Source organism: Martinezella tropici, from assembly GCF_003287875.1.
GTDB classification, from domain to species: domain Bacteria; phylum Pseudomonadota; class Alphaproteobacteria; order Rhizobiales; family Rhizobiaceae; genus Rhizobium; species Rhizobium tropici_C.
The window spans coordinates 22497-49032 of sequence record NZ_QMKK01000035.1 but is presented as its reverse complement, the minus strand read 5'-3'; the positions used below and the strand labels follow the sequence as shown (position 1 = coordinate 49032).

25 protein-coding genes are annotated in these 26536 nt (G+C 61.2%); 19 read left to right on the top strand and 6 right to left on the bottom strand.

Annotated features, from left to right (window positions below; genetic code table 11):
• Positions 1-20 precede the first annotated feature (20 nt).
• Positions 21-599, top strand: a complete 579-nt coding sequence (locus tag DQ393_RS13565) for a DUF922 domain-containing Zn-dependent protease (protein WP_112342295.1) — start codon at positions 21-23, stop codon at positions 597-599.
• A gap of 51 nt (positions 600-650) precedes the next feature.
• Here DQ393_RS13565 and DQ393_RS13560 read toward each other — a convergent pair whose 3' ends face one another.
• Together DQ393_RS13560 and araD are read right to left on the bottom strand one after the other, a co-directional pair.
• On the bottom strand, positions 651-1376 hold the full coding sequence (locus DQ393_RS13560; RefSeq protein WP_112342294.1) for a ribonuclease activity regulator RraA: 726 nt from the start codon (positions 1374-1376) through the stop codon (positions 651-653).
• 18 nt (positions 1377-1394) lie between these two features.
• Positions 1395-3131 (bottom strand): L-arabinonate dehydratase, encoded by a 1737-nt coding sequence (araD, locus tag DQ393_RS13555; RefSeq protein ID WP_112342293.1) that lies wholly within the window; start codon positions 3129-3131, stop codon positions 1395-1397.
• Positions 3132-3351: 220 nt separating this feature from the next.
• On the opposite strand from araD, the gene DQ393_RS13550 reads away from it, so the two are divergent.
• The 5 genes from DQ393_RS13550 (at position 3352) to nadC (ending at position 8495) form a co-directional block, all read left to right on the top strand.
• Entirely contained in the window at positions 3352-4044 is a 693-nt protein-coding gene (locus DQ393_RS13550; RefSeq protein WP_112342292.1) for a GntR family transcriptional regulator, read from the top strand.
• A gap of 110 nt (positions 4045-4154) precedes the next feature.
• Positions 4155-5057, top strand: coding sequence for an NUDIX hydrolase (locus DQ393_RS13545; protein ID WP_112342291.1), 903 nt, complete (start codon positions 4155-4157; stop codon positions 5055-5057).
• 69 nt (positions 5058-5126) lie between these two features.
• On the top strand, positions 5127-6098 hold the full coding sequence (nadA, locus tag DQ393_RS13540) for a quinolinate synthase NadA (RefSeq protein ID WP_112342290.1): 972 nt from the start codon (positions 5127-5129) through the stop codon (positions 6096-6098).
• Complete coding sequence (locus DQ393_RS13535; RefSeq protein WP_112342289.1) at positions 6095-7636, top strand: L-aspartate oxidase; 1542 nt, start codon at positions 6095-6097, stop codon at positions 7634-7636. Before nadA ends, DQ393_RS13535 begins: the two co-directional genes overlap by 4 nt.
• A 1-nt stretch (position 7637) precedes the next feature.
• Positions 7638-8495 carry a carboxylating nicotinate-nucleotide diphosphorylase gene (nadC, locus tag DQ393_RS13530; protein ID WP_112342288.1) on the top strand — a complete coding sequence of 286 codons (858 nt, stop codon included), beginning with the start codon at positions 7638-7640 and terminating at the stop codon, positions 8493-8495.
• Positions 8496-8568: 73 nt separating this feature from the next.
• On the opposite strand, the gene DQ393_RS13525 is transcribed toward nadC, so the two are convergent.
• The 4 genes from DQ393_RS13525 to DQ393_RS13510 all read right to left on the bottom strand — a co-directional run bounded on the left by DQ393_RS13525 (position 8569) and on the right by DQ393_RS13510 (position 11136).
• The gene (locus tag DQ393_RS13525; RefSeq protein ID WP_112342287.1) at positions 8569-8982 is read right to left on the bottom strand and encodes a type II toxin-antitoxin system VapC family toxin; all 414 of its coding nucleotides are present in this window, start codon (positions 8980-8982) and stop codon (positions 8569-8571) included.
• Entirely contained in the window at positions 8979-9251 is a 273-nt protein-coding gene (locus DQ393_RS13520; protein ID WP_112342286.1) for a type II toxin-antitoxin system VapB family antitoxin, read from the bottom strand. The genes DQ393_RS13525 and DQ393_RS13520 overlap by 4 nt, the downstream gene beginning before the upstream one ends.
• Before the next feature lie 146 nt (positions 9252-9397).
• Positions 9398-10174, bottom strand: coding sequence for an SDR family oxidoreductase (locus tag DQ393_RS13515; RefSeq protein WP_112342285.1), 777 nt, complete (start codon positions 10172-10174; stop codon positions 9398-9400).
• Positions 10175-10275: 101 nt separating this feature from the next.
• Positions 10276-11136 carry a MurR/RpiR family transcriptional regulator gene (locus DQ393_RS13510; protein ID WP_112342284.1) on the bottom strand — a complete coding sequence of 287 codons (861 nt, stop codon included), beginning with the start codon at positions 11134-11136 and terminating at the stop codon, positions 10276-10278.
• 227 nt (positions 11137-11363) lie between these two features.
• Here DQ393_RS13510 and murA point away from each other — a divergent pair, with 227 nt between their 5' ends.
• From murA to DQ393_RS13445, 13 genes are all read left to right on the top strand, one after another.
• Complete coding sequence (gene murA, locus DQ393_RS13505; protein ID WP_112342283.1) at positions 11364-12620, top strand: UDP-N-acetylglucosamine 1-carboxyvinyltransferase; 1257 nt, start codon at positions 11364-11366, stop codon at positions 12618-12620.
• On the top strand, positions 12617-13516 hold the full coding sequence (locus tag DQ393_RS13500; protein ID WP_112342282.1) for an N-acetylglucosamine kinase: 900 nt from the start codon (positions 12617-12619) through the stop codon (positions 13514-13516). The genes murA and DQ393_RS13500 overlap by 4 nt, the downstream gene beginning before the upstream one ends.
• A 96-nt stretch (positions 13517-13612) precedes the next feature.
• On the top strand, positions 13613-13864 hold the full coding sequence (locus tag DQ393_RS13495; protein WP_112342281.1) for a type II toxin-antitoxin system Phd/YefM family antitoxin: 252 nt from the start codon (positions 13613-13615) through the stop codon (positions 13862-13864).
• Positions 13861-14310 (top strand): type II toxin-antitoxin system VapC family toxin, encoded by a 450-nt coding sequence (locus DQ393_RS13490; RefSeq protein ID WP_112342280.1) that lies wholly within the window; start codon positions 13861-13863, stop codon positions 14308-14310. The genes DQ393_RS13495 and DQ393_RS13490 overlap by 4 nt, the downstream gene beginning before the upstream one ends.
• Before the next feature lie 395 nt (positions 14311-14705).
• Complete coding sequence (murQ, locus tag DQ393_RS13485) at positions 14706-15629, top strand: N-acetylmuramic acid 6-phosphate etherase (RefSeq protein ID WP_112342279.1); 924 nt, start codon at positions 14706-14708, stop codon at positions 15627-15629.
• 129 nt (positions 15630-15758) lie between these two features.
• A complete protein-coding gene (locus DQ393_RS13480; protein ID WP_112342492.1) occupies positions 15759-17231 on the top strand; it encodes an ABC transporter substrate-binding protein in 1473 nt (490 codons plus the stop codon).
• Between the two features lie 129 nt (positions 17232-17360).
• Positions 17361-18320 carry an ABC transporter permease gene (locus DQ393_RS13475; protein WP_069614565.1) on the top strand — a complete coding sequence of 320 codons (960 nt, stop codon included), beginning with the start codon at positions 17361-17363 and terminating at the stop codon, positions 18318-18320.
• Complete coding sequence (locus DQ393_RS13470; RefSeq protein ID WP_112342278.1) at positions 18320-19159, top strand: ABC transporter permease; 840 nt, start codon at positions 18320-18322, stop codon at positions 19157-19159. The genes DQ393_RS13475 and DQ393_RS13470 overlap by 1 nt, the downstream gene beginning before the upstream one ends.
• Positions 19156-20895, top strand: coding sequence for an ABC transporter ATP-binding protein (locus DQ393_RS13465; protein WP_112342277.1), 1740 nt, complete (start codon positions 19156-19158; stop codon positions 20893-20895). Before DQ393_RS13470 ends, DQ393_RS13465 begins: the two co-directional genes overlap by 4 nt.
• Positions 20896-20915: 20 nt before the next feature.
• A complete protein-coding gene (locus tag DQ393_RS13460; protein WP_112342276.1) occupies positions 20916-21935 on the top strand; it encodes a serine hydrolase domain-containing protein in 1020 nt (339 codons plus the stop codon).
• A gap of 10 nt (positions 21936-21945) precedes the next feature.
• Positions 21946-23061: an anhydro-N-acetylmuramic acid kinase gene (locus tag DQ393_RS13455; protein ID WP_112342275.1), complete on the top strand. Its 1116-nt coding sequence runs from the start codon at positions 21946-21948 to the stop codon at positions 23059-23061.
• Positions 23062-23168: 107 nt separating this feature from the next.
• Entirely contained in the window at positions 23169-24119 is a 951-nt protein-coding gene (locus DQ393_RS13450) for a lytic transglycosylase domain-containing protein (protein ID WP_112342274.1), read from the top strand.
• Between the two features lie 141 nt (positions 24120-24260).
• The gene (locus DQ393_RS13445) at positions 24261-26531 is read left to right on the top strand and encodes an FdhF/YdeP family oxidoreductase (RefSeq protein ID WP_112342273.1); all 2271 of its coding nucleotides are present in this window, start codon (positions 24261-24263) and stop codon (positions 26529-26531) included.
• Positions 26532-26536 lie beyond the last annotated feature (5 nt).

Here is a 26536-nt window from a genome sequence, read left to right as displayed (position 1 = left end):
AATCAGATATTGCGTTGGGTATGGTGGCGATGGGCATCGCTTTTTATCCTTTTGCAGCACAGGCGGATTGGCAGCCGATCGAGACCGTCAAGACCTACGCGATTGCCGGAAGATCGGGGCGTGAACTCTACGATTCGATCGGCGAGCGCGGTCCCTTGCTCGGACCCAAGGTGAGGGCGATTGCCCATACCGATTTCAAGCTGACCTGGACCCGGAAATACGAACCGCAGCCGGATGGCGCCTGCATGATCACGGTCAACATACCGAAGCTGATCATCACTTACACATTGCCGAAACCTTCGGCGCAATTGCCCGCTTCGACCCGCAAAAGCTGGCAAAAATTCATCGCCGGGGTCGAAGCGCATGAGCGTGTGCATGGCGGCTTCATCAAGGACATGGTCAAGGAGATCGAAGCCGTGAGCGTCGGCTTCTCCGTGCCGGATGACCCGAAATGCAGCAAGATCCGCGTCGAGCTCACAAAACGGCTCGGGGAGATTTCCAGCAAAGAGCGGCAGAAAAACAGCGACTTCGACAAGGTCGAATTCAGCGACGGCGGCAATCTCCAGCAGCTGGTCTTGAAGCTGGTCAAGGAAGAGTAATTGAGGGACCGCAGCCGGGCAAATCCGCCGGCTGCGTGACCTAATGTGGTTTTATCGGCCCTTCCTCTTTCGCCATTCGGCGAATTTCTGTCTCGGGGCGTCGCTGGTCGCAGGATAAAGACCGATGATGGTCGCGCCGTTCATGACTTCCTCGGTGACGAAATCCTCATAGGCCGTCATTTCCACGGTCTCAGTGGCGATTTCATCGGCAAGGTGCGCCGGAATGACGATGACGCCCTCATTGTCGCCGACGAGAACGTCGCCTGGGAAAACCGCCACATCGCCGCAGCCGATCGGGCCATTGATTTCGATGGCCTGATGCAGCGTCAGGTTCGTCGGCGCGGACGGGCGGTGATGATAGGAGGGAATGTCGAGGGCGGCGATTTCCGGGCTGTCGCGCAAGCCGCCATCGGTGACGACGCCGGCCACGCCACGTACCTGTAGGCGCGAGATGAGAATGGAGCCGGCCGAGGCGGCGCGTGCATCCTTGCGGCTATCCATGACCAGTACGAAGCCGGGCGGGCATTGTTCGACGGCGGCCCGTTGCGGATGCTCGGGGTTGCGGAAGACTTCGAGCGTGTTCAGGTCCTCTCGCGCCGGAATATAGCGCAGCGTGAAGGCCTGGCCGACCATGTTCGCCTTCTTCGGTGAGAGCGGCCGCACATCCTGAATGAATTGGTTGCGCAGGCCACGCCGGAAAAGTGCGGTGGCGATCGTCGGTGTTGCGACGCCCATCAGCTTGTCGCGCGTCTCATTGCTCAGCACAAAATTGCTCATGCGATAAATCCCTCGTGATCAATAGATGTCGGGTTCGCCCGGCGTCGGGCCGAAGCTGCGTTCCAGGAAGTCGAAATCGCAGCCGGTATCGGCCTGCGCCACATGGCGCGAGAACATCCAGCCATAGCCGCGGCCGAATTTTTCCGCCGGCTTGACCCAGGCATCGCGCCGCCGCTTCAGCTCGTCCTCGTCGACAAGCATGTCGATGCGCCGCGCCTCGAGATCAAGACGAACGATATCGCCGTTGCGCAGCAGCGCCAGCGGGCCGCCGACATAAGATTCCGGCGAGACGTGCAGGATGCAGGCGCCATAGCTCGTGCCGCTCATGCGGGCATCGGAGAGGCGGAGCATGTCCCTGTAGCCCTTCTTCAGCAGTGCTTTCGGGATCGGCAGCATTCCCCATTCCGGCATGCCGGGGCCGCCTTGCGGGCCGGCGCCGCGCAGTACCATGACGTGGTCGGGTGTGATGTCGAGATTCTCGTTGTCGACGGCCGCCTTCATCTCCGGATAGCTGTCGAAGACCAGTGCCGGTCCCTGATGCTTGTGGAAGCGTGGGTCGCAGGCGGCCGGTTTGATGACGGCGCCGGTCGGCGCAAGATTGCCCTTCAGCACCGCAAGCGACCCCTCATGATAGACCGGATTGTCGAGCGAGCGGATGACGTCGTCATTGTAGCATTTCGCCCCCTCCAGCGTCTCGCCGAGGGTGACGCCGGAGACGGTCAGCGCCGAGAGATCGAGCTTGGAAGAGAGCTTCGCCATCAGCGCGCGCAGGCCGCCGGCATAGTAGAAATCCTCCATCAGATAGGTCTTGCCGGTCGGTCTGATATTGGCGAGCACCGGCGTCGTGCGCCCTGCCTTGTCGAGATCGTCGAGCGAGAGATTGATGCCGGCGCGCCTGGCCATCGCGATCAGATGCACGACGGCATTGGTGGAACAGCCCGTCGCCATCGCCACCGCAACCGCATTGTTGACGGCGGCCTGCGTGACGATCTTCGAGGGGACCAGATCTTCCCAAACCATCTCGACGATACGCCGGCCGACAGCTGATGACATGCGGATGTGATTGGCATCCGGCGCGGGGATCGAGCTTGCACCAGGCAGGTTGAGGCCCAGCGCCTCGGCGATCGCCGTCATCGTGCTTGCCGTGCCCATGGTCATGCAGTGACCATAGGAGCGGGCGATGCCGGCCTCGACATCGACCCATTCCTTCTCCGAAATGGTGCCGGCGCGGCGCTCATCCCAGAATTTCCAGGCATCGGACCCCGAGCCCAGATATTCGCCGCGATAGTTGCCGCGCAGCATCGGGCCGGCCGGGAGGTAGATCATCGGCAGCCCCATGGAAAGCGCGCCCATGACGAGGCCGGGCGTGGTCTTGTCGCAGCCGCCCATCAGCACGGCGCCGTCGACAGGGTGCGAGCGCAAGAGTTCTTCTGCTTCCATCGCCAGCATGTTGCGATAGAGCATGGTCGTCGGCTTCACATAGCTTTCCGACAGCGAAAGGGCGGGCAGTTCCAGAGGGAAGCCTCCGGCCTGCAGAATGCCGCGTTTGACGTCCTCGACGCGATGTTTGAAATGCGCATGGCAGGGATTGGCGTCGGACCATGTGTTCAGGATGGCGATGACGGGCTTATCGGTCCATTCTTCGGGCGCATAGCCCATCTGCATCGTGCGTGAGCGGTGTCCCGAGCTTCTGAGATCATCAGGCGCAAACCATCTGGCACTGCGCAAGTCCTGGGGCTTCTTCCTGCTGTTCATCGTATTTGCGCCTTGTCTTTAACGAGGGCCGAAGAGTGGGGCGATGTCAGCGTCGCATCAATTCCGATTGCTGGCTGCGACATCTGCACGCTCAATCCTGTTGATTGCGCCAACTGCCAGAAATGAGCTTGGCGTCGGCTCACTAAAGCACTAATGTATCAGTGCATCAACCCATGAATTGTGCTTAATGAATAGACGCTCTTGACCAGAAAGGCCGCCGGTGAAGCTCAATCCGAAGGAATTTGCCCTTGATCGCTCCCGCCAAGTCGCGCCTCAGATTCTGGAGATCCTGCGATCACGCATTCTTTCGATGAGCCTGCCGCCAACGACAGTCTTGTCGCGCATCTCGCTGCAAAGCGAATTCAATGTCAGCCAGACCCCCGTGCGCGATGCCCTGATCCGGCTTGAGGAGGAGGGGCTGGTGGAGGTCTATCCGCAATATGCGACTGTCGTTGCGAGGATCGATATTCGCAACGCGACCGAGGCGCATTTCCTGCGATTGTCGATCGAACTCGAGGCGGTCCGCAGGCTGGCTGCGGATTCGCCTGCGGAAACCGCAGCAATCCTCGAAGGCATCCTGGCGCGCCAGAAGCATATGGCGTCACAGGAAACCTATGATCTCTTCGACATGCTCGACAAGGATTTCCATCGCGTTCTCTATGAGCGGGCCGGCATTCTCGGTCTCTGGTCTACGGTCCGGCGCCAAAGCGTGCATCTCGACCGGCTGCGCATGCTCAACCTGCCAATGCCAGGCAAGCTCGAGCAGATCATTGTCGATCATCAAGCCGTGGTCGATACTGTCCGCTCGGCCGATGCGGAAGCCGCCGTCGCTGCTCTGCGCCGGCATTTGTCAGGCACCTTGTCGATCGTCGATCTCATTTGCGAGCAATATCCGGATTATGTGAGCCGTTAGCCTGTCGGCTTTTCGGACCGATGTGAGGTGTGGAGCGTACCAGAACCCGCATTGGCTTGTGTCTTACTTCATGCGACAAGGTTTACAGGCAAACAAATCATGGAGTTCGCTTGACCATCGGGCTTGCGCATGCCGAGTTGATCGCAGTTTTGACGGCCGTTACGGGCGGCGATCCAAGGGTGATGACGGTTCGGTCGGGCGATGCCTTGCCATCCGGCCCGTTTGAACTCGGACATCGCACGCTGCAGAGCGGATTGCGCGAATGGATTCAGGAACAGACGGCCCACCCTGTCGGCTATCTGGAGCAGCTCTACACGTTTGCTGATCGCGATCGAAACAACGAAATTCTCGGCGGGCGCACGATTTCCATCAGCTATCTGGGGCTCGTGCGCGAGCAGGCGGCCCCCGGGGGCGGAACGCCGGGCTGGCATGGCTGGTATGAATATCTCCCTTGGGAGGATCATCGGGGCGGGCGACCGGCGATGCTGGACGATATCGCCGCTCGGCTCACATCCTGGATCGAGGAGGACGCGATGCGCAGGGGCCAGCGCCGCCGGCGGGCCGACTTCGATTTCGGGCTGAATGGTGCGGCATGGAACGAGGATCTCGTTCTGCAGCGCTATGAACTGCTCTACGAAGCAGGGCTCGTTGCCGAGGCGGGCTGCGATCTCAAGCATAATTTCGGCCGGTCGATGTTTGCCGATCATCGCCGCATCCTTGCGACCGGCATGGCCCGGCTGCGGGCCAAGATCAAGTACCGTCCCGTCGTCTTCGAGCTCATGCCCGAGAATTTTACGCTGCTGCAATTGCAGAAGACGGTCGAGGCGCTCGCCGGCCTGACGCTGCACAAGCAGAATTTCCGCCGGCTTATCGAGCAGCAGGAGCTGGTCGAGGAAACCGGCGGCACTGAAAGCGAAACCGGCGGCCGTCCCGCCAAGCTCTTCCGCTTCCGCCGCGCCGTGCTTGAAGAGCGTGAATTCGCCGGAACGAAATTACCCCTCTCCCGCAATTGACATATGCTCACACTGAGAATATCTATTTGCTCATAATATACTCAAAATGAGTATAATAAGGAGCCGGTCATGAATCTTCCCGTATCCGCATCCCCACTCTACGATCGTGTCAGCCGCGTCATCCCGAAAGCCGAATGGCTGTCATTCCAGGACGACGTCGAGGCGATCCTTGGTTTGAAGCGGCGGCACAATGCCGTCATTCTCGCCCACAACTATCAGACACCGGAAATCTTCCATGGTGTTGCCGATATCGTCGGCGACAGTCTCGCGCTTGCGCGGAAGGCCGTGGAGGTCGATGCCGACATCATCGTCCTGGCCGGCGTGCACTTCATGGCAGAGACTGCCAAGCTACTGAACCCGGAAAAGACCGTTTTGATCCCTGATCTGGAGGCCGGTTGCTCCCTCGCGGAATCGATCACGCCGGAGGATATCGCCTTGCTGCGTCAGGCTCATCCCGGCGTTCCCGTCGTCACCTACGTCAATACGTCGGCAGCCGTGAAGGCGGCTTCCGATATCTGCTGTACTTCGGGCAATGCCCGGCAGGTGGTGGAATCGCTCGGCGTGCCGAAGGTGCTGATGCTGCCGGATGAATATCTTGCGCGCAACGTCGCGCGCGAAACCAATGTCGAGCTCATCGCCTGGCATGGGCATTGCGAGGTTCACGAACTCTTCACAGCGGACGATATACGCCAGCTCCGTGAGAATTATCCCGGCGTAACCGTGCTGGCTCATCCGGAATGCCCGCCCGATGTCGTCGAGGCGGCGGACTTCGCCGGCTCGACTGCCGTCATGTCCGACTATGTCGGCAAGAAACGTCCGTCGCGCGTCGTCTTGCTCACCGAATGTTCGATGAGCGACAATGTCGCTGTGCATCATCCGGACGTCGAGTTCATCCGGCCCTGCAATCTCTGCCCGCATATGAAGCGCATCACCCTCGGCAACATCCGCAAGGCCCTGGAAGAAGGGCGGCATGAGGTGACGGTCGACCCGGCAATTGCCGCCGACGCCCGTCGGGCGGTAGAAAGGATGCTGGCGATATGAGCGAGATCCTCGAAGAACTTGGCGGCCGCGTCGTCATCGTCGGCAGCGGCCTTGCCGGATTGATGACGGCGCTGACGCTGGCGCCCGAGCCGGCCGTTATCGTCACCCGTGCCCTGATCGGAGCGGAAACGTCGAGCGCCTGGGCACAGGGCGGCATCGCCGCCAGTATCGGCAAGGGCGATAGTGCAGCCCTGCATCTCGCCGATACGCTTGTCGCCGGCGACGGGCTTTGCGACGCGAAAGTGGCGGCAAGGATCGTCGCCGAAGCGCCTGCGGCCATTGCGGCGCTGGAGCGTTTGGGCGTCGAGTTCGACCGCAACGATGCCGGCGAATTGTCCCTCGGCCTCGAAGCTGCCCATTCGCTTCGACGTATCGTGCATTCCAGGGGCGATGGTTCGGGGGCTGCCATCGTCCGCGCGCTCGCCGAGGCGGTCGCCCGCGCGCCATCCATCACGGTGCTCGAGGGCTGTCAGGCGCAACGCCTGTTGCTGGATGGGGATCGCGTCGCCGGCCTTCTGTGCCTGACCGGCAAGGGCAATATCGTCTTGCCGTCCTCCCGTATCGTCCTTGCTACCGGCGGCATCGGCGGTCTCTTCGATGCCACGACCAATCCGGTTGGCAATTTCGGGCAGGGGATTGCGCTTGCGGCACGGGCCGGGGCACGGCTTGCCGATATGGAGTTCGTGCAATTTCATCCGACGGCGCTCGACAGCCGCCGTCGCCCCCTGGCGCTTGTCAGCGAGGCGGTTCGCGGCGAGGGCGCGCTGCTCGTCAATGAAAGCGGCGAGCGCTTCATGGCCGGTGTCGAAGGTGCCGAGCTTGCACCGCGCGATGTGGTTGCCCGTGCCATCAGCGCGGAAATCGCCCGCGGCGGTCGGGTCTTCCTCGATGCGCGAGGCGCGCTCGGCAATCGTTTCGCCGCGCGCTTTCCAGTCATCGAGGCCCTTTGCCACGAGGCGGGCGTTGATCCGTCGAGCGATCTCATCCCGGTGCGTCCGGCCGTTCACTATCACATGGGCGGCGTTGCGACCGACGAGAGCGGCCGCAGTTCGGTTCCCGGCCTATGGGTTGTCGGCGAGGCGGCTTCCACCGGCTTGCACGGCGCCAACCGCCTTGCCAGCAACTCCCTGCTCGAGGCCGCGGTCATGGGCATGCGGGCGGCGCGCGATATCGCTGGCACGGATGCAAGCCTCGCAAGATTGCCGAAGCAACATCCCGAGACATTCGCGCCAGACCCGACGACCGTCCGGCCGATTGTGTCGCGGCATCTCGGCGTGTTGCGCAATGCCGGTGCCATCCATGGCGCGATCGCGGCCCTTCTGCCGCTTTGTGAGAACGAAAGCACGGCAACTAACCCTGCGCTGGTGGCCTTGCTGATCGCCGTCTTCGCAAGTCTCCGGATGGAATCACGCGGCGCCCATGCGCGCACGGATTTTCCGCTGAAACTGCAATACGCGCAGCGCCGCATGATGTATCTCACCGACGCCCTCGATATCGCCCGGTCCGTCGTTCCCTATTCGATGGCAAGGAGTGCCTGACATGACGCTTGCTCCCCTCCCGCGCGTGATCGTTGAGCCGCTTGTGCGCAATGCGCTTGTCGAAGATCTCGGCCTTGCCGGCGACGTAACGTCCACCGCCGTCATTCCGGCGGAACATCGGTCCCGCGTTGCTATGGTAACCCGCGAGCCGGGCGTGGTCGCGGGCCTCGATGCCTCCGAGCTGGCCTTCCAGCTGGTCGATCCCGCCATCGCCATGACCCGTCATGTGCCCGACGGTACGAAGGTTGATGTCGGTGAGGTCATCGCGACGATCGAAGGACCATCCCGCGGCCTGCTGACAGCGGAACGCACCGCGCTCAATTTCCTCGGCCATCTCTCCGGTATTGCCTCCGTGACCGGCAGCATCGTCGAGGCGATCGCCGGCACGAAGGCATCGATCGTCTGCACGCGCAAGACGACGCCGGGCCTCAGGGCCCTGGAAAAATACGCCGTGCGCGCCGGCGGCGGCATGAACCATCGCTTCGCGCTCTATGACGCCGTGTTGATCAAGGATAATCATGTCGCCATTGCCGGGGGTATCGCCGAAGCCATCCGCCGCGCCAAGGCGGGCGTCGGTCATATGGTCAAGATCGAAGTCGAAGTGGATACGCTCGCGCAGCTTCGCGAAGCGATGCAGGAGGGTGTCGACGCCGTGCTGCTCGACAACATGACACCGGATCAACTGCGCGAGGCAGTTGATATTGTCGGCGGCCGGGCCATCACGGAAGCCTCCGGCCGCATTACGCCGGCAACGGCTTCCGCAATCGCCGCTACCGGCGTCGATCTCATCTCCGTCGGCTGGCTGACGCATAGTGCGCCGACGCTCGATATCGGGCTGGACTGGAAGGCTGCGGCCTGAGGCAGAGCGAGCTTCTACATTTTGGGCTGTCGGCAACGCAAGGTTGCTGGCAGCCCAGCTTCCAGTTGGTCATTTATTTCGTCAATGCGGATTGCACGTCGGTCAACGCAAAATCATCTCCGACATAGAGCAAAGGGGCTGAATGTCGTTTGGCAAGGGCATAGGCGAAGCAATCGCCGAAATTCAGGCCGCCTCGCGTGCCGAAACCCTTACCGTATTTCACACGGGCCTTCATCGCGGCTCGCGCGAGATTTTCGTCTATCGAGGCAATCCCGATGCGGAATTCGGTCAAAAACTCGTCTAGATCGGCAATCGCCTCATACCGGTCTCCTTCTTTGATCCTGCCCGCCATGACCGTGCCGGCTTCGACGTAATTCACAGCCGATATGAGACGCTGAGCGTCCGTCTGGAGGGCCATCACGCAGTCTGAAGCTTCCGCCTCCTCGAACATGATCGCTATGATGGCAGACGCATCAACGATCATCATCGGGGGAAATCGAGTTCTTCAGCTGTGTCGCCGACCGCTTCATCCCATTCCTGTTTCGTGACGGGTCGCCGATCGTAGCGGCCGGCGCGCCGGCGGACGAAAGCTTTCATACGGGCAGCATAGTCGCCCTGTGTCTCCTGCTCGGCACGCAGCCGTTCAAGCCGCTCGCGCATGGCCTGGGTAATGGCGTCGGTCATGGTTTCGCCGGTCAGGCGGGATAATTCCCGCGCCAGCCGATCCGCCTCTTCAGTCTTGATGCTCAACGCCATGATCGCTGCCTTTCTAGATGAACGATCTAGATAGCACGTGTATATCGCTTCTTCAATGCAAAAGGGTCTCGATCAAGTTGATCCCGGTGAACACGTAAGCCAAATTTACTCCTTGATTCTGATGCGACCAAGTCGCTGCTCAGCTTTCACACCACGACCGGCACCTGCGCGCCGTCCATGCTGATCACGACGCCGGTGACATAGCCGGCCTTGGCCGAACTCAGGAAAGCAACGACATTGGCGATGTCGCCTGGATCGGCCATGCGGCCGATCGGGATGCGCTTAAGGGCATCCGCTAGCGCTTCCTTCTCGGTCAAGCCGGAAGCCTTCACGGCCGCCTTCAGGCCCTCGGCGACACGGTCCGTCTCGGTGAGGCCAGGATTGAGGCCGACGACACGCACACCTTTGCCGGCATAGGCGTTGGCAAGGCCGACGCTTGCGAGCATCAGGGCGGCATTGGCCGATCCACCGGCCAGGTGGACGGGCGAGGCGATCTTGCCGCCATTACCGATGATATTGATGACGGCACCTGAGCCGCGCGCGCCCATGCGTTTGATGACGGGATCGATCACGTTGATGTAGGAAAAATACTTCGCATCCATCGCAGCCCGCCAGATGGCAGGCGTCAGCTCATCCGCCGGCGTGCGTGCCGCGGCACCTGCGCTGTTGACGAGGATATCGATCGGGCCGACATCGGACTCGACCTTGTTCACCACGGCAAGTGCCTGCTCGTCGGAGACCAGGTCGGCGGCGTAGCCGCGTGTGCCGGGAAGCCTGGAGAGGGCGGCATCGATATTGGACTGCGAGCGCGAGCAGATCGCAACCCGTGCGCCTTCCTGCAGGAAGAGCTCGGCGCAGGCAAAACCGATGCCCTTCGAGCCGCCCGTGATCAGAACGATTTTATCCTTGAGGCCAAGGTCCATGGAATGTCTCCGGTATGATTTGCTTGGATCGCCAAGCTACGTCCCGAAATCACCATCGTACAGGGTTGCGGTCGTCACAGCTTGGTTACCGGAGCGCGATCTTACGAAAGACGCTTGGCCTTCAGCACGGAAACGGCCGTCTCGCTGTTATGGACATAGTCGTTGGCGTCAGGCTGACGCTGCACCAGGAGAATGAACAGCAGGTCGGTCAGCATCAACTGTGCGTCGCGGGCGGTGATCGCCGACGACCGCACGCGATCCTCGTCGCCGACGGTATGGAGGCAGATATCGGCGACGCGGGCAAGCGGGTTGTCCTGCAACCCGGTGACGGCAATGACGGTCGCCTGGCGCTGGCTTGCCAGCTCTGCAATCCGCAGCGTCTCGATGCTGGCGCCGGAATAGGACAGCGCAAAGAGCAGGTCGTCAGGCCCAAGCGTCGATGCGTTGGCCATCTGCACATGGCTGTCGCTATCATGCAGCACGTTACGGCCGAGCTTCATCAGCTTGTAGGAAAAATCGCGCGCCACCAGCGACGAGGCGCCGACGCCGGCCAGATGGATGCGCCGGGCATCATGCAGCGCTTCGAGCGCCTTTTCGATATCGGCTTCGTTGTTGACGGAAATGGTCTGCTGCATGGCCTGCATCTTGCTGCCGAGCAGCTTCTGCAGGATTGTGAGATAGCCGTCGCCCACCTCGATCGTGCCATGGATCATGCCGGCCGGCGCCTGCCATTCCTGCGCTTTCGCCTCGCTGACGGCAAGCTTCATTTCCTGATAACCGGCATAGCCGAGCTTCTGGCTGAATTTCACGACACTCGACTGGCTGCGGCCGGTTTCCGCCGCGAGAGCGGCGGAGGAGAGGCGCAGCATCTGATCGGGATTGTCGATGATGAACTGTCCGATCTGACGATCGGCGGGGGCCATGCTTTCCAGCTGCGCGCTGATTTTCTTTAAGATCGACATTTGTCCCTTCAAGCCATCAAGGCCGCTTTACCCACTGACACGAGCGCATCGAAAATAGCATCCGGTTCAAGCTCGGCAATCTCGCTTCGTGCGATCGGACATTATCACAGCAGGTTGGAATAAAAAATTCCAAATCCGGTTGACACTCTGGAATGGCCGATTAGTCTTTGGAGGAGACGCGTGAAGGACTCGTGGCGTCCTCACCTTTTCCTCGACGGATTTTCATCATGGACAGACTTCGCATCTCCGGCGGCAAAAGGTTGCAGGGCGCGGTGACCATCGCCGGCGCCAAGAACGCCGCCTTGCCGCAGATCGCCGCAGCGCTCTTGAGCCCACATCCGCTGGAGCTCACGAACCTGCCCGCCGTCAGCGACGTCGAGAACATGCTCGGCGTTATTGCGCTGCACGGCGCCAAGATCGCACGCGGGCCGCATGGCACGACGGTCGATGCGAGCGAGATCGTCTCGAAGGAGACCTCCTATGATACGGTCCGGCGCATGCGGGCGACTGTGCTGGTGCTGGCGCCGCTGCTTGCCCGCTTCGGCCATGCGCGTGTTTCGCTTCCGGGCGGCTGTGCCATTGGCGCCCGGCCCGTCGATATGCATATCAAGGCCCTGGCGACTTTGGGCGCCGATATCGCGATCGAAAGCGGCCTGATCGTCGCCTCGGCGCCGAGCGGGCTGAAGGGCGCACGGATCGTGCTGAGCTCGCCATCCGTCGGCGCGACGGAGACGGCCATGATGGCCGCCTGCGCGGCCAAGGGCGAAACCGAGATCCTGAATGCCGCCCGTGAGCCGGAGGTGGCTGATCTCGCGGCTTGTCTTTGCGCCATGGGTGCACGGATCGAAGGAGCGGGAACCCATCGCATCTTCATCGATGGTGACACCGATTGGCGGTTCGCCAAGCATCACGGTATCCCTGACCGCATCGAAGCCGGCACCTATGCCATAGCAGCCGCGATCACCGGCGGTCAGCTCGAACTTATCCATGCACGGCTGGAAAATCTGGCTTCGGTCGTCCAGGCGCTTGAGGCTATGGGAGTGAGTGTCTGGCCGAGCGATCGGGGTCTCGTTGTCTCGCGAGACGGTCCGCTCAAGGGAGCCGATATCACCACCGAACCCTATCCCGGCTTCCCGACGGATCTGCAGGCACAGTTCATGGCTCTGGCCTGCTGTGCGGAAGGCGCGTCGCTGATCCGCGAAACGGTATTCGAAAACCGCTTCATGCATGTACCGGAGCTGACGCGGCTGGGCGCCAACATCACCCTGCAGGGCACGACGGCACTGGTGCGCGGCGGTGCGCCGCTCAAGGGCGCGCAGGTGATGGCGACGGACCTCAGGGCATCCGTGTCGCTGGTTCTCGCCGCCCTCGTGTCCAAGGGCGAAACCATCGTCAACCGTGTCTATCATCTCGACCGCGGTTACGAGCAGCTCGATCGCAAGCTGCGCCTCTGCGGCGCCGATATCGAACGGCTGACATCATGACGGCCGCATCGGAAAACGCTCCCTATTTCCTCGGCATTGACGGCGGTGGCACCGGCTGCCGGGCTCGCATCGAGGATGCTGAAGGCACGGTCTTGGGGCAGGGATTGTCCGGGCCGGCAACGACCCGGTTCGGGATCACTGAAGCATGGGCATCGATTTCGCGTGCCTTCGATGCCGCTATCGAGGAGGCGGGGCTGAATGCCTCCGATCTTGGGCGCGTCCATGTCGGTGTCGGTTTGGCCGGGATCGGCCGCAAGGGCGCCCTTGCCGCACTGAAGGCGATCGAACATCCCTTTGCCAGTATCCATTTTATCAGCGACGGCGAGGGCGCCTGCCTCGGCGCGCATTCCGGTCGCGATGGTGCCATTGTCATTGCTGGGACGGGCTCGATCGGCCTCGGCCTTGTCGAAGGACGGCAATTGCGGGTCGGCGGCTATGGTTTTCCCATTTCGGATGAAGGCAGCGGCGCCTATCTCGGGCTGAAGGCCGTGCAGCTTGTATTGCGTGCCCATGACGGCCGTGAACAGAAGACCGCATTGCTGGCCGAAATCATGCAACGCTTTCAGAACGATCCGATGGAGGCGGTCGCTTGGATGGACCGGGCATCGGCGACGGATTATGCCGCTCTTGCGCCCATGGTCCTTAGGCATGCCGATCAGGGCGATGCTGCCGCGCGGCGGATCGTGCAAAGCGCGGCCGGCCATATCGATACTCTGGTTCGCACCCTGTTCGAAAAAGGTGCGCCGCGCGTCTGCCTGCTCGGCGGTCTCGCAAGCCCGCTCGAGCCCTGGCTCTCGCCCGATGTACGCCGTCGATTGAAACCCAGCGATGGTGACGCGGTATCCGGTGCGATCATTTTGGCAAGACAGGCAATTTGCGGCTCTCGAACCGAATGACCTGGGATGCAATAGACGTCTTTCTCTTTCCCCTTGATTCCAACGACGGTAGGCCCTATTTTGACTATATATGGTCATTTTAGATTGAGGGCCGTGATGTCAACAATTAGCGTAGCAGAGGCAAAGGCAGGCTTTGCCAATCTGGTCGATGAGGCCGCCAACGGTGATTTTGTCACCATTACGCGCCACGGGAAGCCCGCTGCCGTACTTGTGTCGGTCGAAGCGGCAGAGGCCGCGAAGAAGGCTCTGAAGAAGCCAAGGCCGAATTTCGGGGATTTCCTGCTCACCTTCCCCGGTGGTGTCGATCTGGATCGAAACTCCTCAAAAATGAGGGACGTTGATCTGTGACGGAGTACCTGCTCGATACGAATATTATCAGCAGGTTTGCGCCGGATAAGGTGCCGCCCTCCGATGCCATCCGGATCTGGTTCCACAATCAGGGCGAAGCCGATGCGCTCTTTCTGTCGGCCATGTCCGTGTCGGAGATCGAAAAGGGAATACGCTCCCTTCATCGTCGTGGCGGAACTGAGCGAGCCAAGCGTCTCTCTGACTGGCTCGATTTCATCACGGACAGTTTCAGCGATCGTATCCTACCCATGGATACGGTGGTTGCGCGGATCGCCGGTGCTCTGGAAGACGACGCCCTGAGCAAGGGCCACAATCCTGGCCTCGGCGACATTATCATTGCAGCGACGGCGCGGGCTTATGACCTGACCGTCATCACAGAGAACTTGCGGCATTTTCAGCCGCTCGACGTATCGGCTGATCTTCCGGCGGTTTTCAGATCGGAATGATCGCTATCTTCACAATGAATGGCAACCAGCGCGATGATGGCGACGTCTACGATCAAGCTGACTGATCTGGAGCCGAAGCGTTAGCTGGCGCCGGTCGGTAAATCACACTTACCGCTGTGTGCTGTCGCCGCATAATCGCAGTGGTGATTTGCGCGGCAGAATTGGAATATTTTATTCCTTTATAGATTGACGAAAGGAATAATCAGACATAGTGTTAACCAAGGTAAACAGGGAGTGGGCAGGAAGCGAAGCCGAAAAGGCCGTCCGAGCCCTGGCTGATTTTGATCGGCCGTCTGACTGAAAGCCGATCCTTGCTGTGGCGTGTTCGATATTGAAGTGATCGAACTTGCCACTGCGAGTTATTGATATCGAAGCGTTATTTCGCGAGCAGGCCCATGACAGAAAAGACGTTGATATCCGAACTGGAACAATTGGTTTCCGAAGGGCGCAATCCGAATACGATGCATATCGATCTGTTGCCGACCTTCGATATCCTGCGTGAAATCAACTATGAAGATCAGACGGTGCCCCTCGCCGTCGAGAAGGTGATCCCGGCGATTGCCGCCGCCGTCAATCAGATCGTCGCCGCCTTCCAGAAGGGCGGACGGCTGATCTATATGGGGGCCGGCACCAGCGGCCGTCTCGGCGTTCTCGATGCCTCCGAATGCCCGCCCACCTTCAGCGTGCCGCCGGATATGGTCATCGGCCTGATCGCTGGCGGCCCGGATGCGCTGCGGCGCTCGATCGAGGGTGCGGAGGATGATCCGGCCCAAGGGCGCCAGGCATTGGAAGAGATCAAGCTGAGCAAGGATGATGTCGTCGTCGGCATCGCCGTCAGTGGCCGCACGCCCTATGTGATCGGTGGCCTGAACTACGCCAAGAGTATCGGTGCCTTTACCGTCGCGCTCTCCTGCAATCCCAATTCCATCATCGCCGGCATTGCCGATCTGGCGATCTCGCCCGTTGTCGGCCCGGAAATCCTGACCGGTTCGACCCGGCTGAAATCCGGCACGGCGCAGAAACTCATTCTCAACATGCTGACGACAGCAAGCATGATCCGCATCGGCAAGAGCTATCAGAACCTGATGGTCGACGTCAGCGCCAGCAACAAGAAGCTGGTGGCGCGCGCCTCGCGCATCGTCATGCAAGCGACCGGTTGCACCCAGCAGGAGGCCCGCCGGGTGCTTGATCTCACCGGCAATGACGTCAAGCTAGCCATTCTCATGGAAATTACCGGGATGGGCATTGAAGAAGCCCGCACGGCATTGCAAAACGCTGATGGATTCCTGCGCAAGGCCATCAACGCCAGGACTGCTTGAGACAACCATCGCGGCATGCCGCGACGGCAATCAATGGGCCAAAATCGGTCGGGGACATTTAAAAAATTTGGAGGACTGAAAGTGGAAGGGAATTTTGGAAAGAAGCTGATTTCGGGCGTGGCGCTGGCCATGGGGATCGGTCTGGCGACGGTTGCGATGCCTGTGGAGGCAGCGACGTTGCGCATGGCATGGTCGCAGGACGCAACCGGCCTTGATCCGCATAAGCAGACCGCCTTCTCCTCCATCCGCTTGCTGGAACTGATCTATGAGCCGCTCGTTCGCCTCGATGGCAATCTGCAGATCGTGCCCGGTGTCGCCGAGAGCTGGCAGTTCTCGCCCGACGGCAAGCAGTTGACCTTCAAGCTAAACGCAAAAGCCAAATTCCAGAACGGCGCAGCTGTCACGTCGGCTGACGTCAAGGCCTCCTTCCAGCGCATTCTCGATCAGGCGACCGGCGCTGTCGCCCGCGCGAACTTCCTGTCGATCGCGAGCATCGATACGCCCGATGCCAATACCGTCGTTTTCAACCTGTCACAGCCCGACGTTCCGCTTCTGACTGCCATGACGAGCCTCAATGCTGCCGTCGTGCCGGCAAGCGAAATCACAGCCGGCACCATCGGCACGAAGGCGATTGGCTCCGGCCCCTTCAAGCTCGACAGTTGGGTTCCGAACTCCAAGGAAGTCCTGAGCGCCAACAAGGATTGGGCGGGCGGCGCGACCGGCGTCGATGGCATCAACATCAGCGTGCTGCCGGATGAAACCGCGATCCTTGCCTCGCTGCGCACCGGCCAGATCGATTTCGCGCTGCTGAACGATCCGCTCGTGGCAACGCTGGTGCCGAAGGAGCCGAAGCTCCAGCTCACCCGCACGCCGGTGCTCTCCTACAACGTTCTGCAGCTCAATCCGTCGCGTAAACCCATGGATCAACTGGCCGTGCGCCAGGCGATCTCCTGCGCCATCGACCGCAAGGACGTGATGGATACGGCAGCACTCGGCGAGGGCAAGGTGACCGGCCCGCTGACGATGCCGCTCTATGCCACCGATCCCAGCAAACTCTTCTGCTACACACGCGATGTTGCCAAGGCGAAGAAGCTGATGGCCGATGCCGGCTTTGCTAATGGCTTCTCGGCGACCGTGATTGCCGCAACCGGCGAGCCGCCGACCGCCACGGCCGAGGCACAGGTCATTCAGTCGCAGCTCGCCGAAATCGGCATCAAGCTCGACATCAAGGTGATGGAACTCAACGTCTATGTCGACACCTGGCTGAAGGGCAATTTCGACATGGCCGTGGCGCTCAATGGCGGCAGTGCCGACCCCTATTCGATGTATAACCGTTACTGGACCAAGACCGGCAACCTGCAGAAGGTCGCCAACTATATTGACGATACGCTCGACAGCCTGATGCAGAAGGGCCGCGCCGAAACCGATCCGGCCAAGCGCAAGGAGATCTTCGCCGAGTTCGAAAAGCATCTTGCCGAAGTCTCGCCCTGGATCTGGCTCTACACGGCCTACGGCTACACCGCCGAGCAGAAGAACGTCGAGGGCTTCGTGCCGACGCCGACCGGCTCGTTGTTCGGCCTGAGCAAAGTCACGATCAAGTAACGACGCTCGGGAGCTAGAGCATTTCCTTTTCAAATGACGTTATGGAAGTGCTCTATCTCTTTGTTTTTACGCAATTTCGGCCGTAAGTTCACGTCTTGGCTTAGCTGAAATTGTTCTAGAGGAATTATAATGTCGTATCTGACGCGCCGGCTGATGACATTCCCGCTGATCATGCTGGGCGTGTCCATCTTCGTCTTCGTCGCCATCCGGCTGGTGCCGGGCGATGCGATTACGGCAATGCTCGGAACCAATGCGGGCCTGCTGACGCCGGAGCAGCGAGAGGCTCTAGCCGCCTATTTCGGCATCGACCAGTCCTGGCCGATCCAGTACTGGCACTGGCTGCTCGGTGTATTTCAGGGCAATCTCGGCATATCGGTTACCTATGGCAAGCCGGTGCTCGACATCATCCTGGAACGCTTTCCGCTGACGCTCGAGCTTGCCTTGCTTTCCATGGTGATTGCGCTTGCCATCGGCCTGCCGGCGGGAGTCTTTGCCGCTACGCGGAACGAGAAACTGTCCGACCTTGCCGTGCGCATCGTCGCCATGATCGGGCAGTCCACGCCGAATTTCGTTCTCGGACTGCTGCTGATCTATGCCTTGTCGGCGGGATTTGGCGTGTTGCCGACCATGGGCGCCTTCACGCCCCTTTGGGAGAACCCTCTTGAAAATCTCGGCCAGATGATCCTGCCGGCGCTGACACTCGGTTTTGCCTTTGCCGCATCGGTGACGCGTGTCGTGCGCTCCGCCATGCTCGATGTCCTGAGCGATGACTATGTCCGCACCGCCCGCAGCCGTGGCGTGCCGGCGCGCGGCGTCATCTGGCGGCATGCTTTGCCGAATGCATTGATCCCGGTAGTGACCCTGAGCGGCGTCGAATTTGGCTATCTGCTTGGCGGTGCTGTCCTGGTCGAGCAGATCTACGCCCTGCCGGGGCTCGGCCGCATGGTGCTCGATGCTATCCTGCAGCGCGATTACGCGCTGGTGCAGGGCAGCGTGCTGTTCATTGCCTTCAATTTCATGATCGTCAATCTGCTCGTCGATCTCGCCTATGTCGCACTCGATCCGCGCGTTCGGCTGGGGGAAGGCTGATGCGGATCGTCAGAGCCATCTTCGGACATGTGAGCGGCCGGATCGGCGGCGTCATCGTCCTTATCTATATCCTGCTTGCCATTCTCGGCACGCTCGGTGTGACCCCGCGTGATCCGCTGATGCAGAACCGCATCGACCGCTTGCATGCGCCGAGCCTCACCTATTGGATGGGCACGGACCTCTTCGGCCGCGATGTCGCGAGCCGCCTGATGCACGGCATCGGCGAATCCTTCACCGTCGCCTTCTTCTCCGTTGCCGTCGCAACCCTGATCGGCACCCTGCTTGGCCTGACGGCGGCATGGTCGGGCAAACGCTGGGATGGCGTTATCATGCGCGCGATGGATGTGCTTTTAGCCTTTCCGGCGATCCTGCTGGCGCTGCTGATCATCGCCATTGTCGGCCCTGGTACCTGGACCAGCGTCGCCGCGATCGCGATCGTCTATACGCCGATCTTCACCCGCGTCGTGCGCGGCCCGACCCTTTCTCTGAAGGCACGCGATTTTGTCGATGCCGCCCGTACCTTCGGCAGCAGCAGGTCCTATATTCTGACGCGGCATCTCCTACTCAATCTCGTCGCACCCTTGACGGTGCAGGTGACACTGGCGCTCGCCTGGTCGCTGCTGACGGAGGCGGGTCTCAGCTTCCTCGGCCTGGGAACGCAGCCGCCGGCCTCGTCGCTAGGTCTGATGCTGAGCGACAGTCGCAATCTTATGGAAACGGCGCCTTGGCTGCTGATCTTCCCCGGCGTGACCATCATGATTTCCATTCTCGGCTTCAACCTGCTCGGCGATGCCCTGCGCGATATCCTTGATCCGAAGATGCGGAGGGCGACGGTATGACACCGCTTCTTTCCGTCTCCGATCTCAGCGTCGGCTTCGGGCGCAATGCCGAGGCCAATCCCATTGTCCGCGGTGTCAGCTTCGATCTCGAAGCGGGCGAGACGCTCGCGATCGTCGGCGAGAGCGGCTCGGGCAAGTCGGTAACGGCACTGTCAATCAATCGCCTCGTCGATTTCGGCGGTGGCCGCATTATCGGCGGCTCGATCCGGCTCAAGCGTGGCGACAACAGCATCCTCGATCTCACCAAGGCGGGCGAAGCGGAACTGACGAAGATCCGTGGTGCCGAGATCGGCATGATCTTCCAGGAGCCGATGACCTCTCTCAATCCGGTTCTGACCATCGGCACGCAGATCGAGGAATCCTTCCGGCTGCATCGCGGCCTGACCGGCAAGCAGGCGAAAGCAGCAGCCAGGGACGCCTTGGATCGCGTGCGCATTCCGGACGCGGCGCGGCGGTTGACCTATTGCCCGAACCAGCTTTCCGGCGGCATGCTCCAGCGCGTGATGATCGCAACGGCCCTTGCCTGCAATCCGCGTCTATTGATTGCCGATGAGCCGACGACGGCGCTCGATGTCACCGTGCAGGCGCAGATCATGGCGCTCCTTGCCGAGTTGAAGCGCGAGACCGGCATGTCGATGATCTTCATCACGCACGATGTCGGCCTCGTCGCCGGCATTGCCGACAAGGTGATGGTGATGCAGGCAGGCCAGGCGGTTGAGCAGGGCGAGCTTAATCAGATCCTCGATCATCCAAGCCATCCCTATACCCAGCATCTATTGCATTCCGTTCCGCATTTTGCCTCGGGACAGGCTGCACGCACCGATTTTCAACGGGACGAGGTGTCGTCCCAGCCGGCATTGAAGGTCGATGGCTTGACCGTCCGTTTTCCGGTCAAGGGCGGCCTCCTTCGGCGGTCGAGCGGCGCCGTTCATGCCGTCGAAGGCGTCGGTTTCGACCTGATGCCGGGCGAGACGCTGGCAATCGTCGGCGAGAGCGGATCGGGTAAATCCACCACGGCCCGCGCGATCCTCGGATTGGTGAAATCGACCCGCGGCACCTTTACGACGAATAGCGGCAAGGCGGCGGATCGCACCAGCGCGGTGCAGATGGTCTTCCAGAACCCATACGCTTCGCTCAATCCGAGACTGCGCATCGATAGCATCCTTGCCGAACCCGTGATCGCCGCGGGCGGCCGCATCTCAGTCGAGACGCGAGACCGCATGGTCATGCTTTTGAAGCGCGTGGGGTTGCCAGAAAACGCTCTCGAACGCTATCCGCACGAATTTTCCGGCGGCCAGCGGCAAAGGCTGTGCATCGCTCGTGCCCTGATGCTGAATCCCTCAGTGCTGGTGCTTGATGAGGCGGTTTCCGCGCTTGACGTCTCGGTCCAGGCCCAGGTTTTAAGCTTGTTGATCGAGCTGCAGCGCGAATATGGTCTTGCCTATCTCTTCATCTCGCATGACATGGCTGTTGTGGAACGCATCGCCCATCGCATCGCGGTGATCTATGCCGGGCAGATCGTCGAGATTGGCGATGCCGCCTCGGTCTTGTCGGAACCCAAGCATTCCTATACCAGGCGGTTGATCGCGGCGGTTCCGACGGTTGCTCGGCGCAAGGAAAACTTCACGCTCGACACCCGCCAGATTCCGTCGCTGGTGCGCCCCTTGGGCTTCGAGCCGGCCGTTCCCGAGTGGCGTCGCTTTGCGCCGGATCACATCGCGTTGGCAGAAGCCTGAGCGGGCCGAAGAGAGGCGAGATGGCAGCAGGGGGGACCATGCAGTTTCAGGAGCGTTTCGATCGGGCCTTCGCGCCGATCGAGCAATCGGTTGCGGCGGCGCGCATCCCCGGCGGTGTGCTTGGCATGATCGATCTCGACGGTATCAGGCAGGTCCGCGCCGTCGGTTCGGCACAGAAGATACCTGACCTCAGGCCGATGCTGGTCGACACCTGGTTCGACCTTGCATCGCTCACCAAGGTCATTTTCACCACGCCGCGCATCCTGGCCCTGGCCGAGGCTGGCACGATCGATCTCGACGCGCCGCTTACAGAACTTCTGCCCGATCTGCGCCAGTATAGTGCCGAAGCCTGGGAGCGGAAGGTGACATTCCGCCAATGCCTCGGACACCAGACACCTTTTCCGGCAGTCGAGCCGATCTACACCTATGGCCGGGATCCAGAGCTTCTGCGCGCCTTCATCCTGCAGCGCGAATGGCGCGCCGGGCCGCCCGTCTATTCCGATATCAATTTCATTTTGCTTGGCCTTGCGCTGGAGCGGCTGGATGGGAAGACGATCCGCGCCATGGATGCAGGCCCGGGATTTGCTTTTTCCGCGCCGCCAGAATCATCGGCGGCTACGGAGGACTGCACCTGGCGCCATCGCGTTCTTTCGGGCGAGGTCCATGACGACAACTGCTCCGCGCTGCAGGGTGCCGGTCATGCCGGCCTGTTCGGAACGGCGGACGCGATCCTCGATTTTGCCAGGGGGTTGCTTGACGGTAGCGGCGCACCGGCCGGCTCGATCGCCCTGATGCGGACACCGCTATCGGCAACGCGGACCCATGGCTGGGAACGGCCGCATGACGGTTGGCATGGCGGGGCTCTCTGCTCGCCCGGCACGATCGGCCATACGGGATTTACCGGCGTGGCCCTCTGGGTCGATTTCGACCAAGGCCGAGCCTGGACCCTCCTTACCAATCGCATCCATCCGACGCGCCACTTCGACAGCGGCATTCTGGCACTCCGTCAGACCGTCAGCGATCTCGTCAACGCAGCATAGGAGCCTCGCTATGGAACCAATCTGGGCAGTCGGTCTGATGACCGGAACCGTCCTTGACGGCAATATCGATGTCGCCATGCTGAAGACCGATGGCGAGCGCATCGAGGAGTTCGGCCCCTATGTTCTGGCTCCTTATCCCAGCTGGATTCGGGAACTGCTGGAAGAGACGTTGCGGCAGGCGCGCGCATGGAATTTCGAGGGACCTGAACCGGCGATCTTCAAGGCGGCCGAGGAAGCCTTGACGCGAGCGCAGTCGGAGGCGGTGAGGGAGCTCGTCGAAAGCAACGGTATGGCGATGGCAGACATCGGCGTCGTCGGCTTTCATGGCCAGACCGTGCTGCATCGCGCGCCGCAGAAGGACCGGCTTGGGCAGACGCGCCAGCTTGGGGACGGCGAGCTGATGCGTTCCATTCTCGGCACCAAGGTCGCCTATGATTTCCGCTCGGCCGACATGCGTGCCGGCGGGCAGGGCGCGCCGCTTGCTGCTGCCTATCATACCGCGCTGCTGCGCGGGGCGGGTGCAGCCGGAGAGGCGGCCATTCTCAATCTCGGCGGCGTTGCCAATGTCACCTGGTGGGATGGCGAGGGCAATTTCGTTGCCTTTGATACCGGTCCCGCCAATGCGCCGCTTAATGATTTCATTAAGTCCCGCGGACTCGGCGAAATGGACCGTGACGGTGCGCTTGGAGCTGCCGGCAAGGTCGATGAGGCGCGGCTCGAGCGGCTGCTGCAGCATCCCTATCTGACTGCACCCTATCCGAAATCGCTGGATCGTTTCGATTTCGGCGCCGCCATGGCGGACGGCCTCAGCCCGGAAGATGGCGCCGCCACGCTTTCGGCCTTCACGGCAAGCGCTGTCGGCAAGGCGCTGGACCTGCTGCCGCGCAGGCCCACCAAGGTCGTCGTCAGCGGCGGCGGCCGGCATAATCCGACGATCATGTCGATGCTGAAAAGCCGGGCCGGAGTCGAGCCGATCTTTGCCGAAGATCTCGGCTGGCGCGGCGATGCTGTCGAGGCGGAGTGCTTTGCGTTTCTCGCGGTGCGCGTTCTGCGTGGCCTGCCGATCAGCTTTCCCGGCACGACGGGCGTGCCGGCGCCGATGCGCGGCGGCCGCCTCGCGGAGTAACAGGCCTTAGCGCTGGCTGTCGCGTGAGAGGTTTTCGCTTCCGTCGATCGATGATATGAAGAGGCCGCGAAGTTGCGATCGGTTGGTCTCGGACGGATATCGCTTATATGGCAGGCAGGCAGTATCGGGCAGGCTTCGTCGGCATCATCGTGGCTTTTGCGGTCGCATTTGCCATTAGTGCCCTTGCTTACAGCCCCGCAATCGCTCAGCCGGAATGGCGAGTTGCGCCTCCCGTCTGCATTTCCGGACCGATGACGACGAAGACGGGCGAAACGCTGTGCCTGCGCAAGGACAGCTACAATCGCGATCTGTGCACGGCCATCGAATATTTCGCTCATACCAACCATCTGCCGCCGGATTATCTCGCACGGCTCGTCTGGCGCGAAAGCCTGTTTCGCTCCGATGCCATCAGCCCCAAGGGGGCGCGAGGCATCGCGCAATTCATGCCGGGAACGGCGAAGCTGCGCGGCGTTCGCGACAGCTATGATGCGCTTGAAGCGCTCGGCAAGGCAGCGACCTATCTTGATGAGTTGCGCGACCGTTTCGGCAATCTCGGTCTTGCTGCTGCTGCGTATAATGCCGGTGAGGGCGGTCTTGCCAATTTCCTCAATGCCGGCGGGCTTCCCTATGAGACGCGTAACTATGTGAGCGCGATCACTGCTCACAGTGTCGAAGAATGGCGCGACGATCCGCCCGATATCGCAGCCCCGGTGCTGGATAAGAGCAAGCCGTTCGTCGATTCCTGCGTCGCGCTTGCTCAGAGCCGGCGCCTGAAACCGACGCCTTTTGAGCAGGAGCGGCCCTGGGCGCCATGGGGCGCGCAATTGGCCGAGCATTTTCAGCTGGATGCCGCGCGGCGCCTATTTACCGCGAATATCCGCAAGTTGCCGTCTCCGCTGAATGCCGAAAAGCCCTTGATCGTACGTCAGCGCAATGCCGATTTCGGCCGCCGAGTCCGCTATGCGGCGCGCATAGGGCGGCAAACACGGGAAGAAGCGGATGCCGTATGCACTCAGATCCGGCAGCAAGGCGGCTCCTGCCTGGTCTTCAGGAACTAGCGCTTTGCATGGGTTCATCGCCGGTGGCGATTGTTCGATCCATCACCGCTTGATTGTGCTTTACTCCCTGATGTCGCAAGCTTATTTCTTGTAGGCCCGACCTTTGGGAGGAAGCCGTTTGGGTAGCCGAAGGAGCGTATGATGGCGCAGAAGCGTGAAGTCCCGGGTATTCGTCCCTACAACAGCCCTGCCGGCGGTTGGGGTGCATTGAAGGCCACGGCCAAGGCGGTGCGCCAGCAGATGGACATCACCGAGGCGCCGGGCCTTCTCCTGCGCACCAACAAGCCCACAGGCTTCGATTGCCCGGGGTGCGCATGGCCCGACAAAGAGCACACCTCCACCTTCCAATTCTGTGAAAACGGTGCCAAGGCCGTTACCTGGGAAACGACGAACAAGCGTGTAACGCCGGAATTCTTCGCCGAACACACGGTCAGCGAACTTCTGACCTGGAGCGACTACGAGCTCGAGAATGCCGGCCGATTGACCCATCCGATGGTCTATGATCGGGCATCCGACACCTACCGGCCGATTGCCTGGGAAGATGCTTTTGCCCGCATCGGCGAAGTCATGCGCAGCCAGCCCGATCCGGACATGGTCGAATTCTATACATCCGGCCGCGCTTCCAACGAGGCGGCCTTCCTCTTCCAGATCTTCGCGCGCGAATACGGCACCAACAATTTCCCCGATTGCTCGAACATGTGCCACGAGGCGACCAGCGTCGGCCTGCCGCAATCGATCGGCATCGGCAAGGGCACCGTATCGCTCGATGACTTCGACGAATGCGATCTGATCATCTCCATGGGGCACAATCCCGGCACCAACCATCCGCGCATGATGGGCACGCTGCACGAATGCTCGCGGCGAGGCGTGCCGATCATCGTCTTCAACCCTTTGAAGGAGCGGGCGCTGGAGCGTTTTGCCGATCCGCAGGATCCGATCGAGATGGGAACCTTCAGCTCGACCCGGATCGCCTCGTCCTATTATCAGGTGAAGATCGGCGGCGATGCCGCCGCGCTCAAGGGCATCATGAAAGCGGTCCTGGCGCTGGCCGAAACCTCTCCTGACGTTCTCGATCACGCCTTCATTGCCGAACACACCGCGGGCTTCGACGCCCTTGTTGCCGATATCAGCCAGACAGAGTGGGCCGATATCGAGCGGGTTTCGGGCCTTGCCCGCGCCGATCTGGAACGGGTAGCAGAGATCTATGCCAAGTCGAAGGCAACGATCGTTGCTTATGGCATGGGCATCACGCAACATGCCAAGGGAACGGCGAATGTCCAGCAGATCGCCAATCTCTTGCTGCTGCGCGGCAATTTCGGCAGGCCTGGTGCCGGCATCTGCCCGCTGCGCGGCCATTCCAACGTGCAGGGCAATCGTACCGTCGGGATTACGGAGAAGCCCATTCCTGCGCTGATCGAAGGCATCGAACGGGCATTCGGTTTCACCGCGCCGGCTCACCATGGTCACGATGCCGTTGCCGCCATGCAGGCAATGGCGGAGGGGCGCTCCAAGGTGCTCATCTGCCTCGGCGGCAATTTCTCGATTGCGCTTCCCGATCCGGACTTGTGTGCCGAGGCTATGCGCAAGCTCGATCTTGCCGTTCATATGAACACCAAGCTCAATCGTTCCAATCTGCTTATTGGCAAGGAGTCCTTCCTGTTCCCCGTGCTTGGCCGCACCGAGCAGGACGTTCAGGCGACCGGCGCTCAATCGGTGACGATCGAGGATTCGATGTCGATGGTGCATGCCTCGCGCGGCCGGCTGAAGCCGGCCTCCGACCAGCTGCGCTCGGAACCCGCGATCGTCGCCGGAATAGCGCAGGCGACCCTGCCGAACAGCAAGGTCGCCTGGATGGAGCTCATCGCCGACTACGATCTGATCCGCGACAAGATCGAAGTGGTCTATCCGGATTTCGCCGATTATAACGAGCGCATCCGCGTGCCGGGTGGCTTTCGCCTGCCGATCGGGCCGGCCGAGCGGGTCTGGAAGACGCCTTCCGGCAAGGCGGAATTCAAGCTGTTTTCCGGCCTCAACGAAGATATTTCGCTCTCGGACGGGACTATCCTCAAGCTGGCAACGATCCGCAGCCACGACCAGTACAATACGACGATCTATGGCCTCGACGACCGCTATCGCGGCGTCTTCGGCCGCCGCGACGTTCTGTTCATGAACGATAGGGATTTGAAGGCGAAAGGGCTGGAACACGGTGATCTCGTCGAGATCGAGACCGCGCTTCCCTCAGGCGGCAAGCGGCTCTTGAAGCTGACGGCGATTTCCTACGATATTTCCGAGGGCTCCGTCGCTGCCTATTACCCGGAGGCGAATTGCCTGATCCCGATCGACTACCAGGACAAGGAAAGCGGCACGCCGTCGTATAAGTCCGTTCCGGTGCGGGTCAGCAAGGCGGCTTGAACCTC